Here is a 24,606-nt window from a genome sequence, read left to right on the forward strand (position 1 = left end):
TGGTCGCGGACCGCCGCGCCGAGACCTCCGCGGCCACCGACGCGGACTGGGACAAGGCCATCGCGGCCGGTCGGAAGTTCGTGGAGGCCAAGACGTCCAACGCCGCGCCGGCACCGGCCAAGGTGCTGGACGTCCTGGACGCCGGCCGGGGCAAGAGCCAGCAGGAATCAGCCGACCTTGAAGTCGAGGCGCTGGCGGAATTGATGCAGACCCCGCATTTCCGCGACACGGTATACGCCTTCCTGGAGCTGGTGCAGAAGCGTTCCAAGCGGCCGGCCGGCGCACCGGACCCCAAGCTCGCCCGGCCTGTCACCAAGGTGGGCGTGGTCGGCGCCGGCCTGATGGCCAGCCAACTGGCCTTGCTGTTCGCCCGCCAGCTGAAGGTTCCGGTGGTCATGACGGACATCGACCAGGCCCGGGTGGACAAGGGCGTGGAGTACGTCCACGCCGAAGTGGACAAGCTGCTGGCCAAGCAGCGCATTTCGGCCGACGCTGCCAACCGCACCAAGGCCCTGGTCACCGGCTCGGCCTCCAAGGAAGCGTTCTCGGACGCCGACTTTGTGATTGAGGCCGTGTTCGAAGAACTGGCCGTCAAGAAGCAGGTCTTCGCCGAGGTCGAGGCGGTGGTCTCCGAGGACTGCATCCTCGCCACCAACACCTCATCGCTGTCGGTCACGGAGATGGCAGCGGACCTGCTGCATCCCGAACGCGTGGTCGGCTTTCACTTCTTCAACCCCGTGGCCGTCATGCCCCTGCTGGAAATCGTCCGGGCGCCGAAGACCAGCGACGAAGTGCTCTCCACCGCCTTTGTCCTGGGCAAGGCGCTCAAGAAGACCACCGTGCTGGTCCAGGATGCGGCCGCCTTCGTGGTGAACCGCGTGCTGCTGCGGCTGATGGGGGAAGTGGCCAACGCCTTCGACGAGGGCACGCCCGCCGACATTGCCGACAACGCGCTCCGGCCCATGGGCCTGCCGATGACCCCGTTCACCCTGCTGGCCATGGTCGGCATCCCGGTGGCCCAGCATGTCACCGAGTCGCTGAATGCGGCCTTCGGCGACCGCTTCCGGGTCTCCGCCAACCAGCAGCGGCTCATCGACCACGGCATCACGTCCCTCTGGATCACCGACGACGACGGCCGGCAGGTGATTCCCGAGTCGACCCTGGCGCTGCTGGAGTTCGGAGACTCCCCCAGCAGCTCCGAGCAGCTGCTGCGGCGTACCCAGGACGCCCTCGCCGAGGAGATCGGGCTCATGCTGGAAGAAGGCGTGGTGGCCGCGCCGGAAGACATCGACCTGTGCATGATCATGGGTGCGGGCTGGCCGCTGCATTTGGGCGGCATCACCCCTTACCTGGACCGGGTAGGCGCCTCCGAACGGGTCAACGGCCGAAAGTTTTACCCGGAGCGGTAACCGCAGCCGCCGGAGCCGGGCACCGCCGTCGTACCGATCCTTCAGGACGACGGCGGTGCCGGCTCACCGGAGGAAAAGACGTCGTTACCCGGGAGCGCAGGCCCGGGGCATTCCAGTCACGCGACAGCACGTTCGTGGACGTCGTTTCCCATTAGAAACCCCAGTGCCTTGGCTCTCACACTGAACGCAGCGGGCACAAGGGCGAGAGAGACCAGCAGTCCGAACAACATCGGTGGTCCGCCGACGTTTGCGACGCTTCCAGCGTGGACAAAAACGCCTGCAAAGATCAGCGACATGAAGCATAGCGAAGCCGCCATGACGGTGGCCCATCGCTTTGACCGATTGGTCGACACGTTGCCCGCCACCGCGGCCGAAAGCAGCTGCCAGGACGCCAGCAAGGCCACCTCGAAACCGCCGATGGCAATCACGATTGCCGTGACGTACGGGGGCGCCAGGTACGCAACCTCGGGGTAGGCGCCGGCGTACTCTGCGGCGACCTGCGGAACAATCAGCAGCTGAGCCAGCAGTGCCCCAACAGCAAGGGCTCCGAGGATGATGCGGAAGGGTGTGGCTCGCTGACTGATCATAGGGCAATCATCACCGACGTGGACTGAATGGCGGAAGCGCTAGGCGCAAGTGAACAGGCATAATGCGAGTAAATGAAAGGTGAGGCCATGGCGGCAGTCGTTACCCCAGAGCGGCGACCTACTGCCGGACCAATAGCGGCGACGGTTGTGCTTTTGGTTTCGCTGGTCCTCTTTTTCGTCACCGACAACGCGCTGGTGGTTGTCGCCGTAGCCGGTGCCGTGGTGTTCTCACTATTCGGACTACAGATGTCCAAGTGGTACTGGATCCCGTCTACCCTCGGCGCATTGCTGCTGCTCTTGCTGCTTGCGCTCATGATTCCCCTGTGGACTGGAGGCTAAATGGTCGAGGTTGGGAACCCCAAACAGGGTTTACAACCCTACGTCCCTGCCTCCGCGAACGCCGATAGCAGAACAATCGCCTAAATGCAGTTGTGCGCTCGTGAATGTTCCGGTTGAGAATTCTGTATCGATACACCTGCCTGGCATTTAGACGGTCATCGGCTTGGGAAGTTCTTCAGAAAACCCGGGGGATGCACCAGTGCTGCAGTGATCATGCGGCGCATGATGAAGTTGTGAAAAGGCCAAATCAAGTTGAAGTAGAGCCGCCCCGTCCAACGGCGGTAATGGACGACGGTAGTGATCTGGAAATTGTTCTTGGGTTCGGTTCCGGTCGGCTCGACCTCGACGATGAGGTGCGCGATTAGATGAGTGTCCTCGGCGGTGAGCACCAGGTAGGTGTCTTCCTTGCTTGCGGAAACCGTGAAGAAGGCGAGTCTGCCACCGGGGCGGAGGCTAATCTCTGCCGGGCGAGGTGCGCGGTTCGTACGGCCGGATGGGTGTTCGAGCCGCATGACGCGGGCCAGCACACCACGAGCCACGAACAGCGCCTTTAGCCAGATCGGTTGCCACGACAGGATGTTGCTGATGCCCTCACGTAAAGACAGCGATGTTTTGGCGCTCACCCTGTCTAGGTGGTCTGCTGACCTCGAGTAGCGTTGAAGTTCCGGGTGCATGAGTTCGCCTTTCTTCGGGGCCCGCCGCTGCGCGTACTGCCAGGCAAAGTACCAGATCTGCCTCGGGGAAGGCGGCAGGTAGAACGCCAACCGGATGTTATGACGTCGGATACTCATGACGAAGCTTCTGGATCTCGCGTCTGGCAAAGAAGCCGAAAAAGACAGCTGAAACGCCGGCCGCGATCCCGTTCTATCAGGGCTCATTACTGTCCCATTTGGGGAATCCCCTACGAGCCAACGTGCGGCTGACTTATTGCGCCGAATCTGCATATTGAGGTGGCCAAACCACCTTGAATCGTTCGAAGACGATCTCGTCGGTTTCTGCCCATTGACGCCCTTGGGCTGCTGATACGCGAGTCCAGTAGCGGCGGTGCTCACGCTGCCAACTGTCTAGGCTCAAATCGTCCTCGCCTTCGTCGCGGGCGAAAGCAGCATCAGCACTTTTGAAAGAACGAATGCGCAGTTCAAGTGCGAATGATGATGCTCGGAGTGCCGTTCCCATCACAGGCAATCCAGTGTGACCCCGATCCGGGGCACCTGGTCACCTCGCGCTATGAAGTCCGCAACGGGCTCCGCCGTCGCGCGTTTGTTTCCGCTGAGGACATGAGCGAGAAGTTCATCAGCTAACCGCTGCGTATCACCGAAGTGTTCAATTGTGTATTCCGGGGCCGCAGCTACCGTCTCCGGGTGAGCAGCACAGTATGCCTGCCACATCCGAATGCCTGCGTCATGGTCGGCTGGGCCAACACCTGGCTGCTCAAGGGCTCCACGACCTGGAGCAGAGTGCTGGTCTGGACTAAGCGCGTGAAGGTGCGCGCCGGGGCGGCCCAGGGTAGTTGAAAGCCGATTTGGAAGCATCGCTGGTCGCGATCTTTAGATGACCCTGGCATACTCCCTCGGCGAAATCCCATCGCGCCGCTAGTCGGACTGGTCCAGTCAATGATTGCCCCGTTATCAGGGGACCTGCAGGATCTGGGTTCAGGCGAGTTTGGTTACCTGGTAAGTGTGGCCGGCCGCACGGAGTCGCTGCATGAGCACGTTGCCGAGTGCAGTGGCCGGTGTTAGCGACCCTTTCGCAGTCGGCAGCCGGTCACCGTCGAGGGCAAGAGCGAGTGCAGTCTCCCCTGCCATCACGGCCGTGGCGGCATAGCCGGGATCGCCGGGGCCAGCGGCAATCGCCTGGTATCGGTGCCCGTTCTCGGTGCGGGCGGTTACCTGGGAGTGGAACCAGCCCGCGCGCTGCGTGCGGGTGCTCGGACCCGAACCTGGTGCCGGAAGACAGCGGTCGAGCACTCCCCGGGTCGGCGGAAACGCCATCGCGCCCGTGAATGCCCTGAGCCCGAGTGCCATTGCCCTGGCGATGACCGCTCCTGCCGGTCCGCGGGCTACCCCCATCACCTCGCCGTACTGAAGGGAGCGGCCGTAGGCCCAACCCTGCAATGCGTTGCTGCGGCGCACTATCCGAGTGTTGACCGCGGCCATGATGAAAGGCGCGGTCCAGGTGCCGTCATCGGAACGGCGAACAGGACCGGCGTCAGGAGGCTGTTGTGTCGTCGGCTCCCCTGTGCGGTCGGGGCTCAGAGCGTAGGGGTCCGCGGCTAATGACCGCAGGGCGGTGCTCGATCGCATCGTGTCGAGCTGCCCGCGCATCGACTCGAGCGTGCCTCCGCTGATGCCACCCTTGGCCGTAGCGACGAGTTGAACCTCGACCAAACCGCCAGCGCCATCGGCTTCTGCTGCCTGATGAAGCAGCAATACAGCGAGGTCGGACGGCACGGAGTCGTAGCCGCAGGAGTGCACGATCCGGGCCCCGCTCGTCATGGCCAGAGCGTCGTAGCGATCGATCGCCTCCCGGACGAAGGACACCTCACCCGCGAGGTCGGCGTAGTGGGTACCGGCCCCTGCGCAGGCGTCGACGACAGGTAATCCGTGTTTCGTGTATGGACCGACGGTTGTGAGGAGCACGCGCGTGCCCGCGGCCAGGGCAGCGATCGAGTCCGCGTCCTCCGAGTCGGCTTCGATGAGGGCCCATCCGTGCGCCGCGACCGGCAACTGCGACCGAACCGCCTCGAGTTTGGACCTCGACCGGCCCGCGAGTCCGACTCGCATGCCGGCCGGTGCATGCTCCGCGACGTAGCCGGCGATCAGTCGGCCAACGAAACCCGTCGCTCCGTAGAGAACGAGGTCATGTTCCCGGGATGAGTTGTCCATAACTGCAGCCTTTCACAGCGGCAACTCCAAGCTGACACACGGCTCCTTGCTTTGATCCTCGGGTATCGTGAGTGGTCCTGATTGGGAGACTGGCTCGCGTTCCGCGTGTTTGCCAGTTAGGGTACACCCAACCTGACGTCAGGTGAGTGCCGGTGGCGACGTCGATTTTACGCAACGGCGTGCGGCGGGGCCGGCCGGAGCCGTACGGTAGCCGGATGGAACGCTTTACAGGGTTCATCGCGGGTCTGGGCACCAGCGCGGGACGCCGGCTGGTGGTCGGGCACTGGATGGACTCGCCGCTCGGCGCCTTCACGGACGTCATGACCGAGGACCGCGACGGGCTGCGGACGCTGCTGGCCCCCAACCGGGCGGTCGCCGACTATGTGTCCGCGACCTACCGCTTCGATGAGGTGGTGGTGGCGCCGCTGGACGCCAGCCTGAGCCCCGCCGGGGAGCGGAGCGCGGAACCGGGGAACGAACCCGGGACCGCCGTACTGGTCCTCCGCGTTTCCGGCGGCCCGCTGGAACTGCGCGCCGACCTGGGCCCCGTGACAGCGCTGGGCTGGATGCTGCAACTGGTCCCCGTCCGAATCGCCGTCCACCCGGCGTGGCTGACAGCCGTGAACCGCGCCGCGGGGATCCTGCTCCCGGGGGTGGCCACCGCCGGCTCCGCCGGAGGCGGACGTCGGGAGTACTATGGCGTGCGCTCCATCCGTAGCGTTGAGCGCGCCGTGGCGAGCTGGAACGGGGCCGGCCTCGGGCCCCTCGCGCCGGTGGATCCGCCCGTGCGCTTCGGATTCAGTCCCTTCCCCCGCACCCCGCAGGCCGTGGCCGTCACGACGACGGTCCTCCCCACCCGCCGCTGAGGCGGGGCCGTTGGCTTAACGGGGTTAGTGGCGTTCGTTCCGGAGGCAACAAGACCTTCGCTTCTCAAGGTCGGGAGTTGCCCGCCCGCCAGTCGCATCAGCCGGTCACCCATTGCAACAAAAATGAGCTAGAGCTTATGCACGCGCGTGATGAGTCAGAAGCGATTATTTAGGCTCCACTCGGAGTAACGGGGGCCTCGTGGCTGAGTTCGGCTAGCGGTCTTTCCCCAGTGACTTCGTCCGCGCCCTCAGCATCAACCAAATTGCAGCACTCATGGCAAGAAAGAAAACGGCAAGCGGAACCACAACTACCGTCACGTAGAAACCGCCGAGCAGTGCGGAGATGACAGCTTGCAGGCTGAAAAGCGCGGCTCCTATTGCCGAAGCGATCATGATCCGTTTCCATTTTCCGGCATCGCGGTTGCTGAGCTGGGAAGCCTTGAAATCTTGGCTTGCCGCAGACTCGAATAACTGCGCTATTGACAGGCCCGGCACGCCGTCGTTTGAAGGTTTTCAGAGGCTTCCTGCATCTTGACTCCCTATGTCGCCGCCCAAAGTTGGCGGAGTCAAGATCGCAGTGCTTCATTCCAGCGACTTGGAGTTCACCGGTGGCTATAGTCTCTGTGAGGCCGGAAGGGGCTGCCTCGCGGAATCAGACCTCAAGGATCCGTGGCACCCCGGGGGTGAGCCATTCAAGGCGGTCAGTCAGGCCTGCTTCCGCAAATGAAGCCGCGATCTCATCTTCCGTTTCAGTGAAGTGTTCCCAAGAGGAGAAATGGATCGGCACTACGGCGTCGGCGGCGAGGACGGCAGTAAACTTGGCTGCGCTCGAACTGTCCATACTGACCATCTGGTCCCCAAGTATGGCGAACTTCGCCGCGCCAAGGTGCAGCACTGCTACTCCGATCGAGAATAGGTCGCCGATTTGGTCAAGGTCGCTTTCATAGGTGGTATCGCCGGAGATGTAAAGGACCTTTTCTTCCCCCGGAATCCGGAGGATGAATCCAATGACGTCACCAACGGGGCCATGATGGGCAGGCGTCGCTGTAATGATCACGGATTTCTCTCCCACGGCGACCGTGTGACTGGCCCAAGGCGCCACACCAACTGCTTGGCCACCCAGCCGTCCCGCCCCGCTCTGGGTGGTCAAGACGGGTTTCCCCTCCAGCAACCTCCTGCCGGCGTCATCTAGATTGTCCGGGTGTTCGTCGTGACTGAGCAGCACGGCATCAATTGGTGGAAGTTCGCTAGCGGACATGGCCGGTTTGTTAGTGCTCCGCAGGACCAGGGGCCCGAACTTGTACTCAGTAGGGGCGGGGTTGAACACCGGATCTGTGAGGAACGTGAGGCCGCCGAATTCGACAAGCATCGTTGCGGTGCCGATATGCGTCAGGGTTGTCTGCATGGGGTCGTCCTTCGAATCTTGAGTATCAACGGGCCGACTTTTGGCAGCCCCGCGCAGGTCTACCAATGGCGGAAATCCGGGGGGCTATACGCGAGCCGGTAAGAATACGAACGATCGTACACTATGATTTTCTTGGAGAAGAGAGGTAAATATGGATGGCAGAGCGGCCAGAGGTCTGAAATCGCGACAAACTGTTTTAGAGGAAGCTGTGAACATGGCCTCGGTTGAGGGGCTTGCGGGCCTTTCGATCGGCGGCCTGGCATCTCGTTCGACTCTGAGCAAGAGTGGAGTAGCTGCCCTCTTCGGTTCTAAAGAGCAACTGCAAATCGCGACGGTTGAGGCAGCGAGACAAGTTTTCATCGCGGCGGTCGTAGCTCCCGCCGTCAACGCCGCACCCGGGCTCGAAAGACTTCGCGCCCTTCTTGACGCTTGGCTTTCCTACAGCCGCAATAGGGTCTTTGTCGGCGGATGTTTCTTTGCGGCCGCCAGCACGGAGTTCGATTCCAAATCTGGTCCGGTGAGGGAAGCGGTGGCGGAGGCGGTTCGTGAATGGCGCTCCTTGCTGGCCTCGGAAATCCAGGCTGCGGCCGACATCGGGGAACTCCTTGAAGTAGACGTGAATCAACTGGTGTTCGAGACGACGGCATTTCTTGAGGCGGCCAATGCGCGTTCGCTCCTCACCGGTTCGGCTGAGCCGTACACCGCGGCAAAACGTGCGCTGATCCGGATCTATGGGGAATGGTAATCACCGCCGCGACCCGTCCGCCCCAGCCCGAGGATGGCCGGCGGCGTGCCCTTGGGCACGAAGACATTGAGAACCCCGGAGGCCATTTCGGAAGTCTGGCGAACTGCACTGGGCTACAAGATGCAGGAAGACGGAACCCTGACCGATCCCTATGGCAGGGGTCCGGCCATCTGGTTTCAGGAGTCCCAGAGCCCGAATGTGAATCGTTTTCACCTGGACATCACTGTCCCCTTCAGCGAAAGCGCCTCGAATCTGGATGCTCTGGTATCCGTTGGTGCAACACTCGATGATGAACATGCGCCCGTGTGGGTAGTGGCCACTGATGCCCAAGGGAACCGGCTGTGCATCAGTACCGAAGCCGGACGCGGCGACTAGCCGGGACAAAATTTCGCTCGACGCCACTCTGGTTGCGGCTCGGTCGGAGTGGCCGCACCGCTGAGTATAAAACAGGGTTGAGCGCGGGTTCCGGCGGCATCCTTCACGTTCACGGTTCGACAAATAGGGCTGCCCGATCAGGGGGCAAAGGGCCTCTGGTCATAAAACCTAAGAGGGGCGGACGGTCTCGAGACGGCACAGCCGTTTCAAGGGGGCGCCCCTGGTTCAAAGCGGTAGCCCATCCCTGCTTCGGTGAGGAGATAGCGCGGTCTGGACGAGTCAGGTTCAAGCTTGCGTCTGAGCTGAGCGATGTAGACGCGCAGATACTGGGTTTCCTTTAGATAAGCGGGCCCCCACACGTGGGTCAGGATCTGCTGCTGCGATACGAGCCGGCCGGGGTTTCTGGCCAAAATTTCCAGGATGTTCCACTCGTTCGGGGTCAGCCGGACCGCCTGTCCGTCCCGAACAACCCGCTTGTCGCTAAGGTTGATCTCAAAGTCAGCGGTGCCAATCGACGCGCCTTGGAGACTGCTGTCGTTCCGCCGGTCTGCGGCACGAAGCCGGGCTAAGAGTTCATTCAGGTCGAAGGGCTTGGTGACATAGTCGTCAGCACCCGCATCCAGGGCCTCAACCTTGTCGTCTGAGGCATGCCGAGCGGACAGCACGATGATGGGTATATCCGTCCACCCGCGTAGGCCGCGGATCACGTCCACCCCATCCATGTCAGGCAACCCCAGATCCAGGATCACCAAGTCGATAGGCTCTTTGGCTGCTTCCGTCAGCGCTTCGCTTCCGGTAGCTGCAATGTAGGTACGGTAGCCTCTCGCCCGGAGGTTAATCTGCATCGCACGCAGGATCTGTGGCTCGTCGTCGACGATCAAGACGTTGGTCATGCCTGTCCCGTCTCCTCCTCGCACGCCACCGGAAGCCGACCGTCGCCCGTCGGTTGAGCTCTATTGTGTCTCCTGGGTCCGCGGACAGGCACCTCCTCACCACCAATTGCTGCCCTTCTTCATGCGCACCAGAGAACGGATCAGCAGCACCAGCACGGTGCCGCCGGCGGCCAGAACCGGCAGAATCTCCCACCAAAGGTCCGCGTCCATGCGTATTCCAACTTTCGGTGTAGAAGGCCCGGCTGGCCCTCCCAAAGCCCAGCAAAACCCAAGACCGGACCCCGGGCGCCGTTCTTAACGGTTTCTTCACGCGGACGGCCCAAATCTTAACGCGTCTCCTACGCCGGACAGCGGCCTTCCGCGAATGTACTTCAGGCCCGCGCTGAGAGCGGCATCGTGATGACGATGGTCAGCCCTCCACCTGGGGTTTCCTCGGCGTCCAGATGCCCGTCCATAACTTCGGTAAAGCCCTTCGCGACAGCCAGTCCCAAGCCGACCCCGGTCCCCGCCGGCGTGTCGTCGAGGCGCTGGAATGGCTGGAACATATTGATCAGCTCAGTGGCCGGGATGCCGCGGCCATGGTCGATGATGCGCAGTTGGCCGGCAGGTTTCCCGTTCACCGAGGTTTTGCCCGTACCGGTGACCGCAGTGATGAAGATATCGGACCCGCCGGCGTACTTCACGGCGTTTTCAACGACATTGGCAATCACGCGTTCCAGCATGCCCGGATCAGCGTTAACCGGGGGCAGGCTGTCCGGCAAGTCCACCCGCACGGCTTCCTCGGGAATTCCGCGTAGGGCGTCTGCGACGGCGTCGGCCCAGTAGACGGGCCGGATCAAAGGCGTGACCGAGTCCGCCGTCAGTCTCGACATGTCCAATAAATTTCCTACCAGCAGGCCCAGGCGGTCGGCGTAGTCCTCGATGGTAGCCAGTAGCTCGGCCTCGTCCTCCGGGTCGAATTCCACGGCGTCTTGGCGCAAGCTGCTGACGGCCAGTTTGATCCCTGCCAGCGGCGTGCGCAGGTCGTGCGAGACCGCACGCAGGATCGAGGTGCGCATCTGGTTGCCTTCGGATAGCCGCAGGATGTCGCGGCGGCTGGCCCGGAGCTGGTCCCGTTGCAGGAGGGCCATGAGGTGGGCGCCGAAGGCAGTGAGCAGGTGCCGTTCCTGCTGGCTGAGGGGGCGGCCGGAGAGCGCCAGGGCATGCGATGGGTCAAGTTGCTCGACGTTCTCATTGCCGTTCAGGTCTTCATCGACTCTGCCGGTGCTGGCCACCAGCTGCCATGCCCGGGTTTTGCCTTGGCGTTCATCCCGCGCATACAACGCGGCACCGCTGCTTTGGAAGTGTTCGCGGATCCGGTCCAAAAATTCGCCGATGGTGTAGTGGACGGCAAGGGTGCTGCGGCTCAGCTCCGCCAGAGCCGCAGCTTCGGCCCCGGCTGCGGCTGCCGCCCGGCTGCGTTTTGCCGAGAGCCCAACGACGAGCGAAACCGCGATCGCGACGGCCAGGAAGATCAGCAGGGCCAGAACATTCTCAGGATCGCTGATGCCCATGGTGCCGATGGGGTGCAGAGCGGAAAAATTCACGATCGCACTGCTGAGCACTGCCGCCGCCACGGCCGGCCAGAGCCCGCCGACCAGCGCTACGGCGATGGTCCCGGTCAGCTGCACGAGCATATCGGTGGCGAAGTGGCTGTGCGGCCAGAGACTAAGTCCCGCCTGGAGGATGAACGGCAGCAGCAACGCCATAGCGGCGCCGGCCATCATCCGGCCTCTGCCCAGCGATGACGGGCCCGTCCTGACGGAACTGGCCGCACCTTTGCGTCCGTGACCGACCAGATGAACGTCGACGTCCCCTGCAAGGCGCAGAAGGCGCTGGCCGACGCTGCGGCGCAACCGCAGCTTCCGTCCGGGGGCGCCGACGACGATCTGTGTTGCATCGGTCCTGCGCGCGAAAGCAACGAGCGCCTGGGCAGGATCATCGCCTCCGATCGAGTGGTACGTTCCCCCCAGCCCCAACACAAGAACACGCTGGGCGTCCAGTTCCCCCGGTGATTCCCGGGAGCTTACCGAGGAGCGCACATGCACGGCGTGCAACTCGGCGCCAAGCTTGCCGGCGAGCATTCGGAACGCCCGTCGCACGAGCAACTGCCCTCCCGGCCCGCCGGAAAGGCCGACGACGATCCGCTCCCGAGTGTTCCAGACCGCCTCGATCCCCTTGCGCGCCCGGTAATCACTCAGGCCCTCCTCCACGCGGTCCGCCAGCCACAGCAGGGCCAGCTCCCGCAATGCCGTCAGGTTCCCCAAGCGGAAATATCCCGCCAGGGCCGCATCCACGTTTTCCGCCGGAACCACCTTGCCTGCTGCCACCCGGTCAAGGAGCAGTCCGGGATCCACATCCACAAGTTCAATCTGTCCGGCACCACGGACAAAGGCGTCCGGCACCGTCTCGTCAGGCCGGACGCCGGTAATGGCTTCAACCACGTCACCCAACGACTCCAGTCGCGCAATCTCAAGGGTCGCCATGACATTGATGCCTGCGTCGAGCAGGCCATCGACGTCCTCCCATACCAGCCTGCGCCCACCGTTCACTCCGTGGGCCTGAGCCAGGTCATCCACAAGCACCGTTTCCGGAGCACGGGACAAAACGGCGTGCAGGTCCAGCTCCTGAACGCCCTCCGGGCCGGCATCCGAAACTGCTTCCATGTCCGCGAACAGGGCAGCCGTTTCCGGCCGGCCCCGGTGCAGGGCCGCGCCGATGACCACATCGGCGCCATCTCCGGTCAGCCGCAGCCCTTCGGTCAGCATCGCGTAAGTGGTCCCGGCGCCCGGCGCCGCGCCAAGAAAAATCCGCAGTATTCCTCTGCCCATAAAGACCATTCTCACCGCCTCTGCAAGCCGAGGGCCTCCCCGCCCCGCTCACCTGCCCCGCCCAGCTACCCGGACATTTTGATGATTTCTTAACGCCGTCGGCTGCTGTTTTTCGCTCTCTGGCCGCCTCTGCCGGAGTAGTGTGATCAATCGCGTCAGGAACCGTATAAGAGAGAAGACGACTGTGGGTGCGTCTACCCAGTACTTCATTCCGGAGAGCGTGCCCCGCCCTACCGGCCGTCAAAAGCCGTCCCATGGCGTGGCCCGTTGGCTTACCGCCCACGTTGTTCAACCCGTCGGACCGGCAAGCCCGGGAACCAATGACATTCAGCAGCCCTGGTGGAAGGTCATGTGCCTGACGGGTGTGGACTACTTCTCCACCCTGTCATACCTGCCGGCCATCGCGGCGCTGGCCGCCGGCGCCTTCTCGCCGCTCGCGACACTGCTGATCGTCATTCTGACCTTGGGCGGAATGCTGCCCATGTACCGCCGGGTGGCGCAGACCAGCCCGCATGGCCAGGGGTCGGTGGCCATGCTGGAGCATCTGCTGCCCTTCTGGCGTGGGAAAGTTTTTGTCCTCATCCTTTTGGGCTTCGTGGCAACCTCCTGGATCATCACGATCACGCTCTCCTCGGCGGACGCCACGGTACATCTGCTGGAGAACCCCCACACTCCCGCGTTCCTCCACGGCCACGCCGTACCGGTGACCATCGTGCTGCTGCTCATCCTCGGCGGAGTCTTCCTGCTCGGCTTCACCGAGGCGGTCGCAGTCGCGGTCCCGCTGGTGGCAATCTTCCTCGTCCTCAACGCAGCCATCATCGGCACCAGTCTGCTCGACATCCTGACCACGCCAGGCCTCGTCGCGGACTGGACAGATCTCCTCACCACGACGCCGGGGGGCTTAGGCGGGATGGTTCTTCCCGCCCTGCTGGCCTTTCCGCTCCTGGTCCTGGGGCTCTCCGGTTTCGAAACCGGCGTCAGCATGATGCCTCTCGTCGCAGCGAAAGGCCGGACTCCCGAGGAGCGGCTCGCCTCCCGGATCCGCAATACCCGCAAGCTGCTCACAGCCGCGGCCCTGATCATGAGCGTGTACCTGCTGGGCAGCAGTGTCGTCACCACCTTGCTGATCCCCGCCGATGCCTTCGCCGAGGGCGGCGAGGCCAACGGCCGTGCGCTGGCCTATCTCGCGCATGAGCGCTTCGGCGAAGGATTCGGCACCGTCTACGACCTGGCCAGCATCCTCATCCTGTGGTTCGCCGGCGCCTCGGCCATGGCCGGGCTGATCAACATCGTGCCCCGCTACCTGCCCTCCTACGGCATGGCCCCGGAATGGAGCCGCGCGGTCCGCCCGGTGGTCCTGGTCTACACCGGCGTGAGCATCATCATCACCATCGCGTTCAGGGCCGATGTGAACGCCCAAGCCGGGGCCTATGCCACCGGCATCCTGGCCATGATGGTCTCTGCCTCGGCGGCCGTCGCAATTGCCACGTACCGGAATCGGCGCCGGTCCGCTGCCGCCGCGTTCACCGGGCTGACGCTGGTGCTGGTCTACGCCCTGACAGCCAACATCCTCGCAAAACCCGAAGGGTTGGCAATTTCGCTCTTGTTCATCGCCGGCATCGTGGTCATCTCCCTGGTTTCCCGGGTCTCCCGAACCACCGAGCTGCGCGCAGACCGCATAGTGTTCGACGACGAAGCCCGCCGCTTCATCCGCGAGTCCCTGGAATTCGATGGACGGCTGGACCTGATTGCGCACAAACCCCCGGCCACCGGTATCGCGGAATACTCCAGCAAGGAAGTCCTTCAACGCGGCATAAACCCAGTCCCCGGCAGCGCCGACGTCATCTTCCTCGAAGTAGAAATCAAAGACCCCTCCGGCTTCAGCGACACCCTCCACGTCCACGGAGTTGAGATCGGCGGGTACAGGATTCTGCGCGCTCAGAGCCCCGCCGCGCCCAACGCGCTGGCCGCCGTCCTGCTGGCACTACGCGATGCGACCGGTGTCATGCCGCAGGCCTACTTTGAATGGTCCGAGGGCAATCCGCTGACCCATCTGATGCGCTACCTGCTCCTCGGCCAAGGTGACACTGCCCCCGTGGTCCGGGAAATCATCCGCCAGAACGAACCCGACCCGCAGCGCCGTCCCCGGATTCACGTTGGCTGAACCGCGACGTCCCTTGCCCGAGAAGGCATCCTCCGCCCGTCGCATCGGCGCAGCCTTCCGCCGGACCAGCGACTTACGAAAGTTTCAGGCTCCCACGGGTGCCGTCCTCCTGCAACGAGTACGCCCGCGGCATCCGTCCCGGGTGATAGTCCTTGGCTTTATCGCAGCGATCTTGGCCGGCACGGCCATTCTGATGCTGCCGATGTCGAAGCAGGGCCCTGGCGGTGCCACCTTCCTGGAGGCGCTGTTCACGGCGACGTCCTCGGTGTGCGTGACCGGGCTGATCATCGTTGATACTTCCGTCTACTGGAGCCCATTCGGGCAAGCGGTGATCATGGTCCTCATCCAGCTCGGCGGGTTCGGCGTAATGTCCTTCGGAGCTCTGCTGGGTGTGCTGATGGCAGGACGGCTTGGACTTCGCTCCCGCATCTCCGCGGCCGCCGAAACCAAAAGCACCGGGTTTGGCGACGTGCGGCGCGTGCTGTTCGGCGTCCTGAGGATCAGCCTCATTACCGAAGCCGTGCTGGCGTTGGTCCTTACGGCACGCTTCATGACCGGATACGGACACTCTGCCGGGGAAGCCCTCTGGCTGGGAGTCTTCCACTCCGTTTCCTCCTTCAACAACGCCGGCTTCGCCCTGTTCTCAGACAACCTGATGGGCTTCGTCGCGGACCCATGGATCTGCCTGCCGATCGCCAGCGCGGTGATCATCGGCGGGCTTGGCTTCCCGGTGCTGTTCGAGCTCGGCCGGCACTACCGGCGTCCGATCCACTGGTCCATGAACACCAAACTCGTGCTGGCCGGCACGGCCGTGCTGCTGGGGGCAGGTACCGTCTTCATCACCGCGGTGGAGTGGACCAACCGGGCGACGCTCGGCTCGCTGGACCCCGCCGCACGGGTGCTGGCCGGGTTCTTCCAGTCCGTCATCACCCGCACCGCTGGATTCAACAGTATCGAGATTGGCCAGATGAACCCGGTGTCTTGGCTAGGCATGGACATACTGATGTTCATCGGCGGCGGCCCTGCAGGCACCGCCGGTGGCCTGAAGATCACTACTTTCGCAGTGCTCTACTTCATCCTCTACACAGAAATCCGCGGCGGCGCCGCCGTAAACATCTTCGGCAAGCGACTGTCCCGTTCTGTACACCGCCAAGCCATGACCGTTGTGCTGCTGGCCATCGCCTTGGTAGTCACAGCCACCATGGCCCTGATGTTCCTCTCCGACGCGGGCATGGAAAAACTGCTCTTCGAAGCTATCTCCGCCTTCGCCACCGTCGGCCTTTCCACCGGCATCACTGCCTCGCTGCCACCTGCCGGACAGTCGATTTTGATCATCCTCATGTTCGTCGGCCGTCTGGGACCGGTCACGCTGGCCTCCGCGCTGGCGCTTCGCGCGCGACCGATCCTGTACGAGTTCCCGAAAGAAAGGCCGCTCATTGGCTAGAATCCCCTTCCCCTCACGCTCCTTCGACCGGATCGCCGAGGCGGGGTCCGTCGTTGTTATCGGCCTCGGCCGTTTTGGCGGAGCATTGGCGCTGGAGCTCGAGTCCCTGGGCACCCAGGTCCTGGGCATCGACGCCGACGAAGAGACCGTTCAGTCCTTCAACGGGCTGCTGACCCACGTAGTCCGTGCCGACTCCACCAAAGACGAGGTGCTGCGACAGCTCTCTGTACACGAGTTCGACCGCGCTGTGGTGGGCATCGGAACAGACGTGGAAGCCAGCATTCTCACCACCTCGCGGCTCCTCAAGTTCGCCAGGCCCGCGATTTGGGCCAAAGCCATCAGTGAGCCGCACGCCGAGATCCTCGAACAGTTGGGCGTGCACCACGTGATCCGGCCCGAGCACGACATGGGCCGCCGGGTGGCGCACTTGGTCCGCGGGGCAATGCTGGACTACGTCGAATTCGAAGATAACTTCGTCATGATCCGAACCATCCCGCCCGGGCTAGCCCAGGACCGTCCGCTGGGCCTGCTGCAGCTGCGCTCAAAGTTCGACATCACAGTAGTCGCTGTCAAGCGCAAGGGTGGGCAGTGGGAGCACACCACCCAACAAACTGTGCTCTACGACGACGATCAAATAATAGTCCAAGGGACAAAAGACAAGGCTGAGGCCTTCAGCACCTTGGTTTGATCAGCGCTCAGGGCAGTACAGAGCTTCATTCCAGAAGCGGGGATACGAGCGGTTCAGCAGGGGTGGCCGAGGCCGCCGGCGTTAACAAGACGACGATCTACCGGTGGTGGAAGTCCAAGGCAGAACTCCTGGGCGCTGCCTTCATTGATGCCCCCGATGCTGACCCTCGCCGTCCCTGAAACCGAGACCCTCCGAGTCGACCTGCAGGTTTTGGCCGACCGGATTGCGGCACTGCTGACCGTGCCTCCCGCCTCCAACGTCGTGGTCGCCGTCCTGTCCGCGGCCGTCGTGAACGAGGACCTGGCCGCCCGGATTTAGGGCTTCTTCACGGTCGGCTGGTTAACGAGGCACAGGTCTTCGACAAGGCAAAGGCCCGCGGAGAGCTCAATCCCGAGGCCGATCTCCATGCTGCTCATGGACATGATCGCGGGCGGCCTCTGGACCGGGGCCGTACTGCGCCAGTTTCCGCTGAATGCAGGGTTACGCACCAAGTAGTCAACGCCGCACTTCAGGGCGTGCACCCGGCCAATGAACCCCGTCAGGCATGCAGGGACGGAGCGCAAGCAATTCCCGCGAAGTGATCGAAAGAGGCGCTGAGTTCAATCAGCTGGACTACATTCAGCTGTCGGGCCTCCACCCGTTGAGCCGATAACAGCGCTTACGTCTGAGGTTTATCAGGGAAAGGCATCCATGTTCAACGTCCAGCGGAGTTCCAAAGGTCGTCAAAGACGGCTCGGAACAGTGCAACGACAAGCCCGGCAGCGCCGATCCAAGACTCCGGCGACCTGCAGTCGGTATGACTTGTTGCGGCGGTCTTGGTCCAAGGACATGAACGTCTCCTCTCGTTGGGGAAGACCAATCCAAGGCTTGCCAAGGCGAGGGGCGCCGCGGATGCTCCCGCACTTCGCCACCCCTCCACAGGGAGTCCACACCGACTGCCTGGTATAGATGCAACGGCACGTCTGAGAGTGAACAACTCGTCCACAGAAAGCGCCCCCGCGAGTCCTACCCTCCGGGAAGTCGTTCTGAAGTCGCTTTACCAATCCCCTGTCTGTAGCGTTAAGAACCATGTTTAGCTTAGGATTCCGCGGCAGCGGCGATCATGGTCAAGACAACGAGGCACGATGAGTGGTGTTGCTCGAAGCGCTGAGCCTTGGTCCTCGATCCCGAGCGGGTTTCACGACGTGCGTCTGGTGGTCTCCGATATGGATGGCACCCTGCTGGACGGGGACGGTAACGTTCCTGCCGGGTTCTGGCCGTTGCTGGAGCGGATGCGTGCCCGTGGCATCACATTTGTACCCGCCAGCGGCAGGCAATACGCCACTTTGGCCCGCATGTTCCCCAGTGCACCAGCAGGTGCCACCTTCATCGCCGAGAACGGCTCCCTTGTTGTCCGTGACGGCGCAGTACTCTCCGCCACCTACATGGACGAGCCCACTGTCACGCACGTCATTCACGCGGTTCGCCATGCAACGGAAACCGCGAACAGCCTCGGCCTGGTCGTATGCGGCCGCCGCAGTGCCTACATCGAGCGACGCGATGCTGGATTCATCCGGGAGGCGGAAACCTACTACGCCGAACTCACCACGGTCGAGGATCTCACCACTGTCACCGATGACATCCTCAAGCTCGCGATCTACGACTCCACCGACGTTGAGTCCAGCGCGAGAAGCATCGTCGCTCCACTGGCATCCAGCCACCAGATGGCCGTCTCCGGTAAGCAGTGGATCGACATCATGGCCCCGGGCACCAATAAAGGACGAGCCGTGCAGGAACTGCAACGGACCTTGGGCGTGAATGCCGCTCAAACCGTCGTGTTCGGCGACTTCCTGAACGACCTCGAAATGTTCGACCGCGCCGACCTGTCGTTCGCCATGGACAACGCCCATCCGATCCTGCGTTCCCGCGCCCGTTACACCGCGCCAACGAATGAGGAACATGGCGTCGTAACCGCCCTATCCCACTTGCTCAGCTAGGGGCCTTGCCGCGCGAAAATCAGTGGAAGCGGCGAAACCGGGTCATCACTGCCTAAGGGCGCGGACACCACCGCGTCCCCTGCGCCGACGTGCGGTTCCATGGAACCGCTCTGGATCACGCTGGTATGCCAGCCGAACAGCGCAGGCAGCAGGCCGATCAGCACCAGGCTCAGGGCGATGCCCAGATACAACCGCGAGAGCGTGGACGCGATGTACAGCAGCCAGCCGTCGCGGGAGAAGAGAGGACGCAAGGCGCTGCCGGGCAGCCGGCGGGTCACGGAACTGACGGAACCGGCTTACGGCTGCGTGGGCGATTCATCCGACTGCAGCTCCCAGACCAGGTCGACATGGACCCGGGCGCCCTGCAGGGCGTTGATCTCGACCTGCGACATGCCGGTGGTATCGAAGCGCCAGGTTCCGCGGTAGGTGCGGTTTTCGCCCGGCTCGCCAGCGGTCTGCCAGGGGGAACCGCCGGTGGCGAAGTCACGGTTGGTGGCCGCGAGCGAGGCCAGCGACCGTTCCGGTATATCGTTCGCGCTGGGCGTGAACCGGGCGCAGTTGTTGAACGAGCCGCCGGTGCCCATCTCCAGATCGAACAAACCTTGCGGACTAACTCGGAACCCCAGATAACGGCGCGGGTCGATGCGGGGGCACGGAGGGTCGTTAGCGGCGCCGGTTCTCACGCGAGGGACAGCAGGAACGAGAGCACGAACCCGGCCGCGGTGCTCAGGGCGACCGCCGGTCCGCCGTGTTCGTATGCCTCCGGCATCAGGGTGTCGGCCAGTGCGGCGATCACCGCGCCGGCCGCGAAGGCCAATGGCAGCGAGATCGTCTCGGGGTCGGTACCGGACAGCGGCCCGGCACCGACCACGACGGCGATGACCAGCAGCACTGAGCACACACCCCACAGTCCGATGATGGCGGGCCTGGACATGCCCTGGCTGCGCATCGAGGCTGCCCCGACCAGGGCCTCGGGCAGGTTGGAGACGAAGATCGCGGCCAGGAGCGCCAGCCCGCCAGTCCCCTCCCCCAGGGAGACGCCCAGCGCCAGGTTCTCCGGTATGCCGTCGAGCGTAGCGGCGGCCAGCAGGGCCAGACCGGCCGCACCCCGGGTGGATGCCGGCCCCGGCGCACGCCCGGTGGCGGCGGCGTCGGTATCGAGCTTGGGGCTGCCCCGGTACTCGTCCGCCGCAACCGGGTTCGACCCGGCCTGCGCCCAGCGGTCAAGCAGCGCGCTCAACGTCGTGAACACCACCGCGCCGACAAACAGGCCCACCGCTGCGCGCCAGATGCCGCCGCGCTGGTAGGCGTCCTCGAAGAGTTCGAAAGTCAGGGCGGTGACCAGGGCGCCCGCTGCGAAGGACAGGATGATCGCCAGGACGCGTTTGGGCAGTTCGAAACGCACACCGATAAATCCACCCAGCATCAGGGCGCTGGAAGTCACGATGCCGAACAGCAGCGACATAGCCACACCGTCATTATGGGTGGTTGCAGGATTGGGGGACAACCGCAGAATGAAGCCCTGAACCCCTCGCGGTCGTTCCGACGTCCACACGCTCATCCGATCCTCCTGTTCCGTCCTAGGACAGACGCCGGACACAGCCAGACCGGATTGCATCCGGCCAGGCTTTGGCAACGGTGGCCATGTACTGCAGGTTCCTGCGCGAAAACCCTTTCATGAGCCGGCTGAACCAACCCATGGGCCCGGACGTCTACCCTTTGCGAAAGGCACCCATACCGCTCAGGGGGAAGGTCAGCGCATGAAGCCCGATGCCGGTCCCTCGCGACGCTCGGTCATGGCCGCCTCCGCAACGGCCTGCTCGGCGTGTGTACTGGCTGCCTGTGCGCCGGCGGGGAACGGCGGCGGCGAGGCCGGCGGAAAACCTGCCCCGGCCACCTCCGGAGGCGCTGCTGTACAGGTCCTGAAGCTCGCAGACGTGCCGGTTGGCGGCAGCGCCAATGGCGAAGCGGGCGGGCAGGAAATCCTCATCCACCGCGCCGACGAGACTACCGTCCTGGCCTACAGCGCAGTCTGCACGCACCAAGGGTGCACCGTGGCGCCGGCGGGTGAGGAGTTCCGTTGCCCCTGCCACGGCTCGGTCTTCAGCGCCGGCGACGGCTCGGTGCTCGACGGACCGGCATCGGCACCGCTGCCGCGCTTTGCAGCGGCCATTGACAGCGAACGGATCACCGTCGTCGCTTGATCGCTTACGCGCTGGGCCCTGCGCGGTCGGCAGTCGGTTTGGAAATTTACCGGCACCGTCCGGGAGAATAGCGGACATGAGTTCGTCCCTGCCTTCGCGCCGCGCCATCCTGACCGCCACGACCGCCGTCGGTTCGGTGGGCGCGCTCACCGCATGTTCCCCGCTCCAGGACTACACAGGGGCACAAGGTGCCTCCGCTTCCCCGATTGCCAGCGACGGCACGCCGGTCCGGGTCGGGAAGCTCAGCGACGTGCCGGTTGGCGGCAGCGCCAGCGGCGAGGCAGGCGGGGAGAAGATCCTCATCCACCGCCCAGATGAAACTACCGTCCTGGCCTACAGCGCCGTTTGTACGCACCAGGGATGCGGCGTGACCCCGACGAAGGCCGAATTCGTGTGCCCTTGCCATAACTCGACCTTCGCGCTCGCCGACGGCACGGTAACCGGCGGTCCGGCACCCGCTCCCCTGCCGCGTTTCGCGGCGGCCATCGACGGCGAGTGGATCACCGTCACCGTCTGAAACCGTCTGGAAGCCCTCGGGGCAGGCGTCCTAGTCGGCCCCAGCCGGCCGGTCACCGTATCCGGTGTCCAGGAAGTCAATCAGTGCCCGGTCGAGGCCGGCGGTTGCCGCCCTCCGATCCGGCGCGAGGAAGGACTCGGCTCCTCGCCAGTCGCTCTTGACCACACGGCCGCCCGACGCCCAGTGAACGCCGACCAGCTCCGCCCCGGTATCCGGCCGATAGTCCGTCGGGGTGGGAAAGCCGCCGCCGGGCGCCGTCGTTCGAGCGTTTAGGACAACGTCGTAGCGGTCGCACGAGGGCCGGCTGCCGTCCGGCAGCACCACCGTCTCGGTGCCGGCCAGCGATACCCGCGCCCATGCCCCGTTGTCGGGTTCGGCCGGCGCGGCGTCGTCCAGCCGGAAGTACTCCACGGCCTGGGCGCCGGAGTCGAGCATTTCCGCCAACAGCAGGTACTCCCCGTAGCTGGGAAGGCTCGTGTCGGTCAGCCCGAAGTCTTCCCGGCGGGCGATTGCCTCGGGGCGGCCCGGCCCCTGCCGGTAAGAAGAGGACTCCCACCGCCGCGTCCCGGGCTCGAACCGGATGACGGATTCCGCGCGGTACCCCTCCGGCCCGCTCCCGAAAGCCATCCGCGTGGTGAGGACGTGATCCGCCCACCGGCGGTAGAGGCAGCCTTGCTTGGCGCCCTCAACGTAAAAGGCTTCCCAACGTTCCATCGGCTCCCGCCGCGGCCCCCTCGGAGGTCTCAGAACAGGGCCACTTTCGGCACCGCGGGGAAGATGCCTTCCAGCTCGGCCAGGTCCTCGGCGGTCGGGTGCCAGCCCGCTGACTGGGCGTTCTGCCGGATCTGTTCCGGCTTCGTGGCACCGGCGATGACCGACGCGACTGCGGGACGGGTGGCAAGCCAGGAAAAGGCCACCTCGATTTCCGTTAGTCCGCGGTCGGCGGCGAAGCGGGAGAAGGCGCCCAACTGCTCCCAGTCGGCGTCCTTGAGCAAGTTGGTGCGCGAGTGTGTCAGCCGGCTGCCTTCCGGCGCCTTGCCGTTCTTGTACTTGCCCGTGAGCAGGCCGTTGGCCAGCGGGAAGTACGGCAGCAGGCCCAGCCCGTAGGCCTCGGCAGCAGGGGCGACTTCCAGCTCTGCCCGGCGGTCCAGCAGGTTGTAGTGGTTCTGGCTGGAAATGAACGGGGTGTAGCCGCCCATCCGCGCCGTGAATTCCGCCTCGGCAATCTGCCAGCCGGCCCGGTTGGAGTGGCCGATGTAGCGGACCTTGCCGGCGCGGACCAGGTCGTCCAGCGCGGACAGGGTCTCCTCGACCGGAGTCAACGGGTCGGGCGTGTGGAACTGGTAGAGGTCAATCCAATCGGTGCCCAGCCGCCGCAACGACGCCTCGGCCGCCCTGACAATGTACCGCCGCGAGCCGCGGGCGCCGAAGTCTTCGCCGTTGGCGCCCCGCATGTCCATGCCGAACTTCGTAGCCACCACCACGTCGTCGCGCCGCGATCCCAGCGCCCTGCCCAGGAACTCCTCGCTCAGCCCCGGAGTCTTCCCGTAGCTGTCGGCGACGTCGAAAAAGGTCACGCCGGCGTCGAGTGCGGCCTTGACCACCGCGTCCGTGCCTTCCTGCGTTTCCGTCGGGGTGTTGGACCGGCCAAGATTGTTGCAGCCGAGTCCCACCGTCGAGACGGTGAGGCCGGATTTGCCGAGACGCCGGTATTCCATCGCTACATCCTTGTCACTGGGGGTTTTGCCGTTCGCCTCGCATCCTATCCCGGCTCCGGCCCCCGTCCCGGACGCGCAAGTGAGTTCGGACACGTCACGCAGGGGGCCGCGGCGTTGCCGCTTCTGTCTTTGGGTGCCGCTGCACATATGATCGAAACCATGGCCAAAGTTCTGACTTCCCTTCCCGTCGGCGAACGCGTCGGCATCGCCTTCTCCGGTGGACTCGATACGTCCGTTGCCGTTGCATGGATGCGCGACGGCGGAGCCGTGCCCTGCACCTACACCGCCGACCTCGGCCAGTACGACGAGCCGGACATCGACGCGGTGCCCGGCCGCGCCACCGAGTACGGCGCGGATATCTCCCGCCTGGTGGACTGCAAGCCCGCGCTCGTGGAGGAAGGCCTGGCCGCGCTGGCCTGCGGCGCCTTCCATATCCGCAGCGGCGGCCGTTCCTACTACAACACCACCCCGTTGGGCCGCGCCGTGACCGGCACCTTGCTGGTGCGCGCCATGCGGGAAGACGGCGTGGACATCTGGGGCGACGGTTCCACCTACAAGGGCAACGACATCGAGCGGTTCTACCGCTACGGGCTGCTGGCCCACCCCCGGCTGCGCATCTACAAGCCGTGGCTCGACCCGCGCTTCGTCTCCGAGCTCGGCGGCCGCCAGGAGATGTCCGAATGGCTGACCGCGCACAACTTCCCCTACCGCGACTCCGCGGAGAAGGCGTACAGCACCGACGCCAACATCTGGGGCGCCACGCATGAGGCCAAGACGCTGGAGCATTTGGGCACCAGTCTGGAGGCCGTCGAGCCGATCATGGGCGTGGCCTTCTGGCGCGAGGACGTGGACATTCCCACCGAGGACGTGTCGGTGCGCTTCCAGGCGGGCCGCCCGGTGGCGATCAACGGCACGGAGTTTGCCGACGCCGTCGCCCTGGTGCAGGAGGCCAATGCCATTGGCGGCCGCCACGGGCTGGGCATGTCCGACCAGATCGAGAACCGCATCATCGAGGCCAAGTCGCGCGGCATCTATGAGGCCCCGGGCATGGCCCTGCTGCACATCGCCTACGAGCGGCTGCTCAACGCGATCCATAACGAAGACACCGTGGCCAGCTACCACGCCGAGGGCCGCCGCCTGGGCCGCCTGATGTACGAAGGCCGCTGGCTGGACCCGCAGGCGCTCATGCTGCGCGAATCGCTGCAGAAGTGGGTGGGCTCGGCGGTCACCGGCGAGGTCACCCTGCGGCTGCGCCGCGGCGAGGACTACACCATCTTGGACACCACCGGCCCGTCGCTCAGCTACCACCCGGACAAGTTGTCCATGGAGCGCGTGGGCGATGCTGCCTTCGGTCCGCTGGACCGCATCGGCCAGCTGACCATGCGCAACCTGGACATCGCCGACTCCCGCGCCCGCCTGGAGCAGTACGCGGCACAGGGGCTGGTGGGCGGTCCCACCGCCGAGCTCGTGGGCGCGCTGGAAGCCGGCGGCGCGAGCGAAATCGCCGACACCGCCCAGCTC

The 24,606-nt window shown here is 64.5% G+C and carries 27 protein-coding genes and 1 pseudogene; 15 read left to right on the top strand and 13 right to left on the bottom strand.

The window, feature by feature from the left end:
- On the top strand, window positions 1-1,409 hold a 1,409-nt coding region (locus AC5RUJ_RS01450), incomplete at its 5' end, for a 3-hydroxyacyl-CoA dehydrogenase family protein (protein ID WP_494155560.1).
- 116 nt (window positions 1,410-1,525) lie between these two features.
- Here AC5RUJ_RS01450 and AC5RUJ_RS01455 read toward each other — a convergent pair.
- On the bottom strand, window positions 1,526-1,996 hold the full coding sequence (locus AC5RUJ_RS01455; protein WP_494128181.1) for a DUF2975 domain-containing protein: 471 nt from the start codon (window positions 1,994-1,996) through the stop codon (window positions 1,526-1,528).
- 147 nt (window positions 1,997-2,143) lie between these two features.
- Here AC5RUJ_RS01455 and AC5RUJ_RS01460 point away from each other — a divergent pair, with 147 nt between their 5' ends.
- The gene (locus AC5RUJ_RS01460) at window positions 2,144-2,335 is read left to right on the top strand and encodes a hypothetical protein (RefSeq protein WP_494155561.1); all 192 of its coding nucleotides are present in this window, start codon (window positions 2,144-2,146) and stop codon (window positions 2,333-2,335) included.
- A gap of 155 nt (window positions 2,336-2,490) precedes the next feature.
- On the opposite strand, the gene AC5RUJ_RS01465 is transcribed toward AC5RUJ_RS01460, so the two are convergent.
- Together AC5RUJ_RS01465 and AC5RUJ_RS01470 are read right to left on the bottom strand one after the other, a co-directional pair.
- Window positions 2,491-3,099: a DUF2867 domain-containing protein gene (locus AC5RUJ_RS01465; protein ID WP_494155562.1), complete on the bottom strand. Its 609-nt coding sequence runs from the start codon at window positions 3,097-3,099 to the stop codon at window positions 2,491-2,493.
- Window positions 3,100-3,259: 160 nt separating this feature from the next.
- Window positions 3,260-3,723: pseudogene (locus AC5RUJ_RS01470) on the bottom strand (ASCH domain-containing protein).
- Between AC5RUJ_RS01470 and AC5RUJ_RS01475 the strand changes: the two are divergent.
- Window positions 3,697-3,849, top strand: a complete 153-nt coding sequence (locus AC5RUJ_RS01475) for a hypothetical protein (protein WP_494023188.1) — start codon at window positions 3,697-3,699, stop codon at window positions 3,847-3,849. The pseudogene AC5RUJ_RS01470 and the gene AC5RUJ_RS01475 sit on opposite strands and share 27 nt — an antisense overlap.
- Before the next feature lie 138 nt (window positions 3,850-3,987).
- On the opposite strand, the gene AC5RUJ_RS01480 is transcribed toward AC5RUJ_RS01475, so the two are convergent.
- The gene (locus AC5RUJ_RS01480) at window positions 3,988-5,220 is read right to left on the bottom strand and encodes a saccharopine dehydrogenase family protein (protein WP_494075993.1); all 1,233 of its coding nucleotides are present in this window, start codon (window positions 5,218-5,220) and stop codon (window positions 3,988-3,990) included.
- A gap of 215 nt (window positions 5,221-5,435) precedes the next feature.
- Between AC5RUJ_RS01480 and AC5RUJ_RS01485 the strand changes: the two genes are divergently transcribed.
- The gene (locus AC5RUJ_RS01485) at window positions 5,436-6,086 is read left to right on the top strand and encodes a hypothetical protein (RefSeq protein ID WP_493999549.1); all 651 of its coding nucleotides are present in this window, start codon (window positions 5,436-5,438) and stop codon (window positions 6,084-6,086) included.
- 213 nt (window positions 6,087-6,299) lie between these two features.
- On the opposite strand, the gene AC5RUJ_RS01490 is transcribed toward AC5RUJ_RS01485, so the two are convergent.
- A complete protein-coding gene (locus AC5RUJ_RS01490; RefSeq protein WP_493999548.1) occupies window positions 6,300-6,581 on the bottom strand; it encodes a hypothetical protein in 282 nt (93 codons plus the stop codon).
- A 157-nt stretch (window positions 6,582-6,738) separates the two neighbouring features.
- Complete coding sequence (locus AC5RUJ_RS01495) at window positions 6,739-7,491, bottom strand: MBL fold metallo-hydrolase (RefSeq protein ID WP_494128178.1); 753 nt, start codon at window positions 7,489-7,491, stop codon at window positions 6,739-6,741.
- Between the two features lie 214 nt (window positions 7,492-7,705).
- Here AC5RUJ_RS01495 and AC5RUJ_RS01500 point away from each other — a divergent pair, with 214 nt between their 5' ends.
- Window positions 7,706-8,236, top strand: a complete 531-nt coding sequence (locus AC5RUJ_RS01500) for a TetR/AcrR family transcriptional regulator (protein ID WP_494128177.1) — start codon at window positions 7,706-7,708, stop codon at window positions 8,234-8,236.
- A gap of 33 nt (window positions 8,237-8,269) precedes the next feature.
- The gene (locus tag AC5RUJ_RS01505; protein ID WP_494155563.1) at window positions 8,270-8,611 is read left to right on the top strand and encodes a VOC family protein; all 342 of its coding nucleotides are present in this window, start codon (window positions 8,270-8,272) and stop codon (window positions 8,609-8,611) included.
- A 206-nt stretch (window positions 8,612-8,817) separates the two neighbouring features.
- Here the strand turns inward: AC5RUJ_RS01505 and AC5RUJ_RS01510 are convergent, their stop codons facing one another.
- Complete coding sequence (locus tag AC5RUJ_RS01510) at window positions 8,818-9,504, bottom strand: response regulator (protein ID WP_494128176.1); 687 nt, start codon at window positions 9,502-9,504, stop codon at window positions 8,818-8,820.
- Window positions 9,505-9,875: 371 nt separating this feature from the next.
- Window positions 9,876-12,374 (bottom strand): ATP-binding protein, encoded by a 2,499-nt coding sequence (locus tag AC5RUJ_RS01515; RefSeq protein ID WP_494128175.1) that lies wholly within the window; start codon window positions 12,372-12,374, stop codon window positions 9,876-9,878.
- Window positions 12,375-12,723: 349 nt separating this feature from the next.
- Here AC5RUJ_RS01515 and AC5RUJ_RS01520 point away from each other — a divergent pair, with 349 nt between their 5' ends.
- The 6 genes from AC5RUJ_RS01520 (at window position 12,724) to AC5RUJ_RS01545 (ending at window position 18,646) form a co-directional block, all read left to right on the top strand.
- On the top strand, window positions 12,724-14,538 hold the full coding sequence (locus tag AC5RUJ_RS01520; RefSeq protein WP_494128174.1) for an APC family permease: 1,815 nt from the start codon (window positions 12,724-12,726) through the stop codon (window positions 14,536-14,538).
- A 193-nt stretch (window positions 14,539-14,731) separates the two neighbouring features.
- A complete protein-coding gene (locus AC5RUJ_RS01525) occupies window positions 14,732-15,982 on the top strand; it encodes a TrkH family potassium uptake protein (RefSeq protein WP_494101752.1) in 1,251 nt (416 codons plus the stop codon).
- Window positions 15,975-16,670: a potassium channel family protein gene (locus tag AC5RUJ_RS01530; protein WP_493999541.1), complete on the top strand. Its 696-nt coding sequence runs from the start codon at window positions 15,975-15,977 to the stop codon at window positions 16,668-16,670. The genes AC5RUJ_RS01525 and AC5RUJ_RS01530 overlap by 8 nt, the downstream gene beginning before the upstream one ends.
- Window positions 16,671-16,732: 62 nt before the next feature.
- On the top strand, window positions 16,733-16,849 hold the full coding sequence (locus AC5RUJ_RS01535; RefSeq protein ID WP_494101747.1) for a TetR family transcriptional regulator: 117 nt from the start codon (window positions 16,733-16,735) through the stop codon (window positions 16,847-16,849).
- Window positions 16,827-16,988 (top strand): hypothetical protein, encoded by a 162-nt coding sequence (locus AC5RUJ_RS01540; RefSeq protein ID WP_494101748.1) that lies wholly within the window; start codon window positions 16,827-16,829, stop codon window positions 16,986-16,988. Before AC5RUJ_RS01535 ends, AC5RUJ_RS01540 begins: the two co-directional genes overlap by 23 nt.
- An 806-nt stretch (window positions 16,989-17,794) precedes the next feature.
- Entirely contained in the window at window positions 17,795-18,646 is an 852-nt protein-coding gene (locus AC5RUJ_RS01545; protein WP_494013847.1) for an HAD family hydrolase, read from the top strand.
- Here the strand turns inward: AC5RUJ_RS01545 and AC5RUJ_RS01550 are convergent.
- From AC5RUJ_RS01550 to AC5RUJ_RS01560, 3 genes are all read right to left on the bottom strand, one after another.
- Complete coding sequence (locus AC5RUJ_RS01550; RefSeq protein WP_494109172.1) at window positions 18,643-18,924, bottom strand: hypothetical protein; 282 nt, start codon at window positions 18,922-18,924, stop codon at window positions 18,643-18,645. The two genes, AC5RUJ_RS01545 and AC5RUJ_RS01550, sit on opposite strands and share 4 nt — an antisense overlap.
- A gap of 18 nt (window positions 18,925-18,942) precedes the next feature.
- The gene (locus tag AC5RUJ_RS01555) at window positions 18,943-19,245 is read right to left on the bottom strand and encodes a hypothetical protein (RefSeq protein ID WP_494101750.1); all 303 of its coding nucleotides are present in this window, start codon (window positions 19,243-19,245) and stop codon (window positions 18,943-18,945) included.
- A gap of 80 nt (window positions 19,246-19,325) precedes the next feature.
- Window positions 19,326-20,117, bottom strand: coding sequence for a ZIP family metal transporter (locus AC5RUJ_RS01560; protein ID WP_494013846.1), 792 nt, complete (start codon window positions 20,115-20,117; stop codon window positions 19,326-19,328).
- Window positions 20,118-20,406: 289 nt separating this feature from the next.
- Here AC5RUJ_RS01560 and AC5RUJ_RS01565 point away from each other — a divergent pair, with 289 nt between their 5' ends.
- Together AC5RUJ_RS01565 and AC5RUJ_RS01570 are read left to right on the top strand one after the other, a co-directional pair.
- Window positions 20,407-20,850, top strand: a complete 444-nt coding sequence (locus AC5RUJ_RS01565) for a QcrA and Rieske domain-containing protein (RefSeq protein ID WP_494050027.1) — start codon at window positions 20,407-20,409, stop codon at window positions 20,848-20,850.
- A 76-nt stretch (window positions 20,851-20,926) separates the two neighbouring features.
- Entirely contained in the window at window positions 20,927-21,367 is a 441-nt protein-coding gene (locus AC5RUJ_RS01570; RefSeq protein WP_494050028.1) for a Rieske (2Fe-2S) protein, read from the top strand.
- A 30-nt stretch (window positions 21,368-21,397) separates the two neighbouring features.
- Here AC5RUJ_RS01570 and AC5RUJ_RS01575 read toward each other — a convergent pair whose 3' ends face one another.
- Window positions 21,398-22,081, bottom strand: coding sequence for a hypothetical protein (locus AC5RUJ_RS01575; RefSeq protein ID WP_494128173.1), 684 nt, complete (start codon window positions 22,079-22,081; stop codon window positions 21,398-21,400).
- 29 nt (window positions 22,082-22,110) lie between these two features.
- A complete protein-coding gene (locus AC5RUJ_RS01580) occupies window positions 22,111-23,085 on the bottom strand; it encodes an aldo/keto reductase (RefSeq protein ID WP_493999531.1) in 975 nt (324 codons plus the stop codon).
- A gap of 159 nt (window positions 23,086-23,244) precedes the next feature.
- On the opposite strand from AC5RUJ_RS01580, the gene argG reads away from it, so the two are divergent.
- A partial coding sequence (gene argG / locus AC5RUJ_RS01585; protein ID WP_494155564.1) for an argininosuccinate synthase occupies window positions 23,245-24,606 on the top strand: 1,362 nt, incomplete at its 3' end.

The organism is Arthrobacter sp. Y3223164 (genome assembly GCF_059091005.1).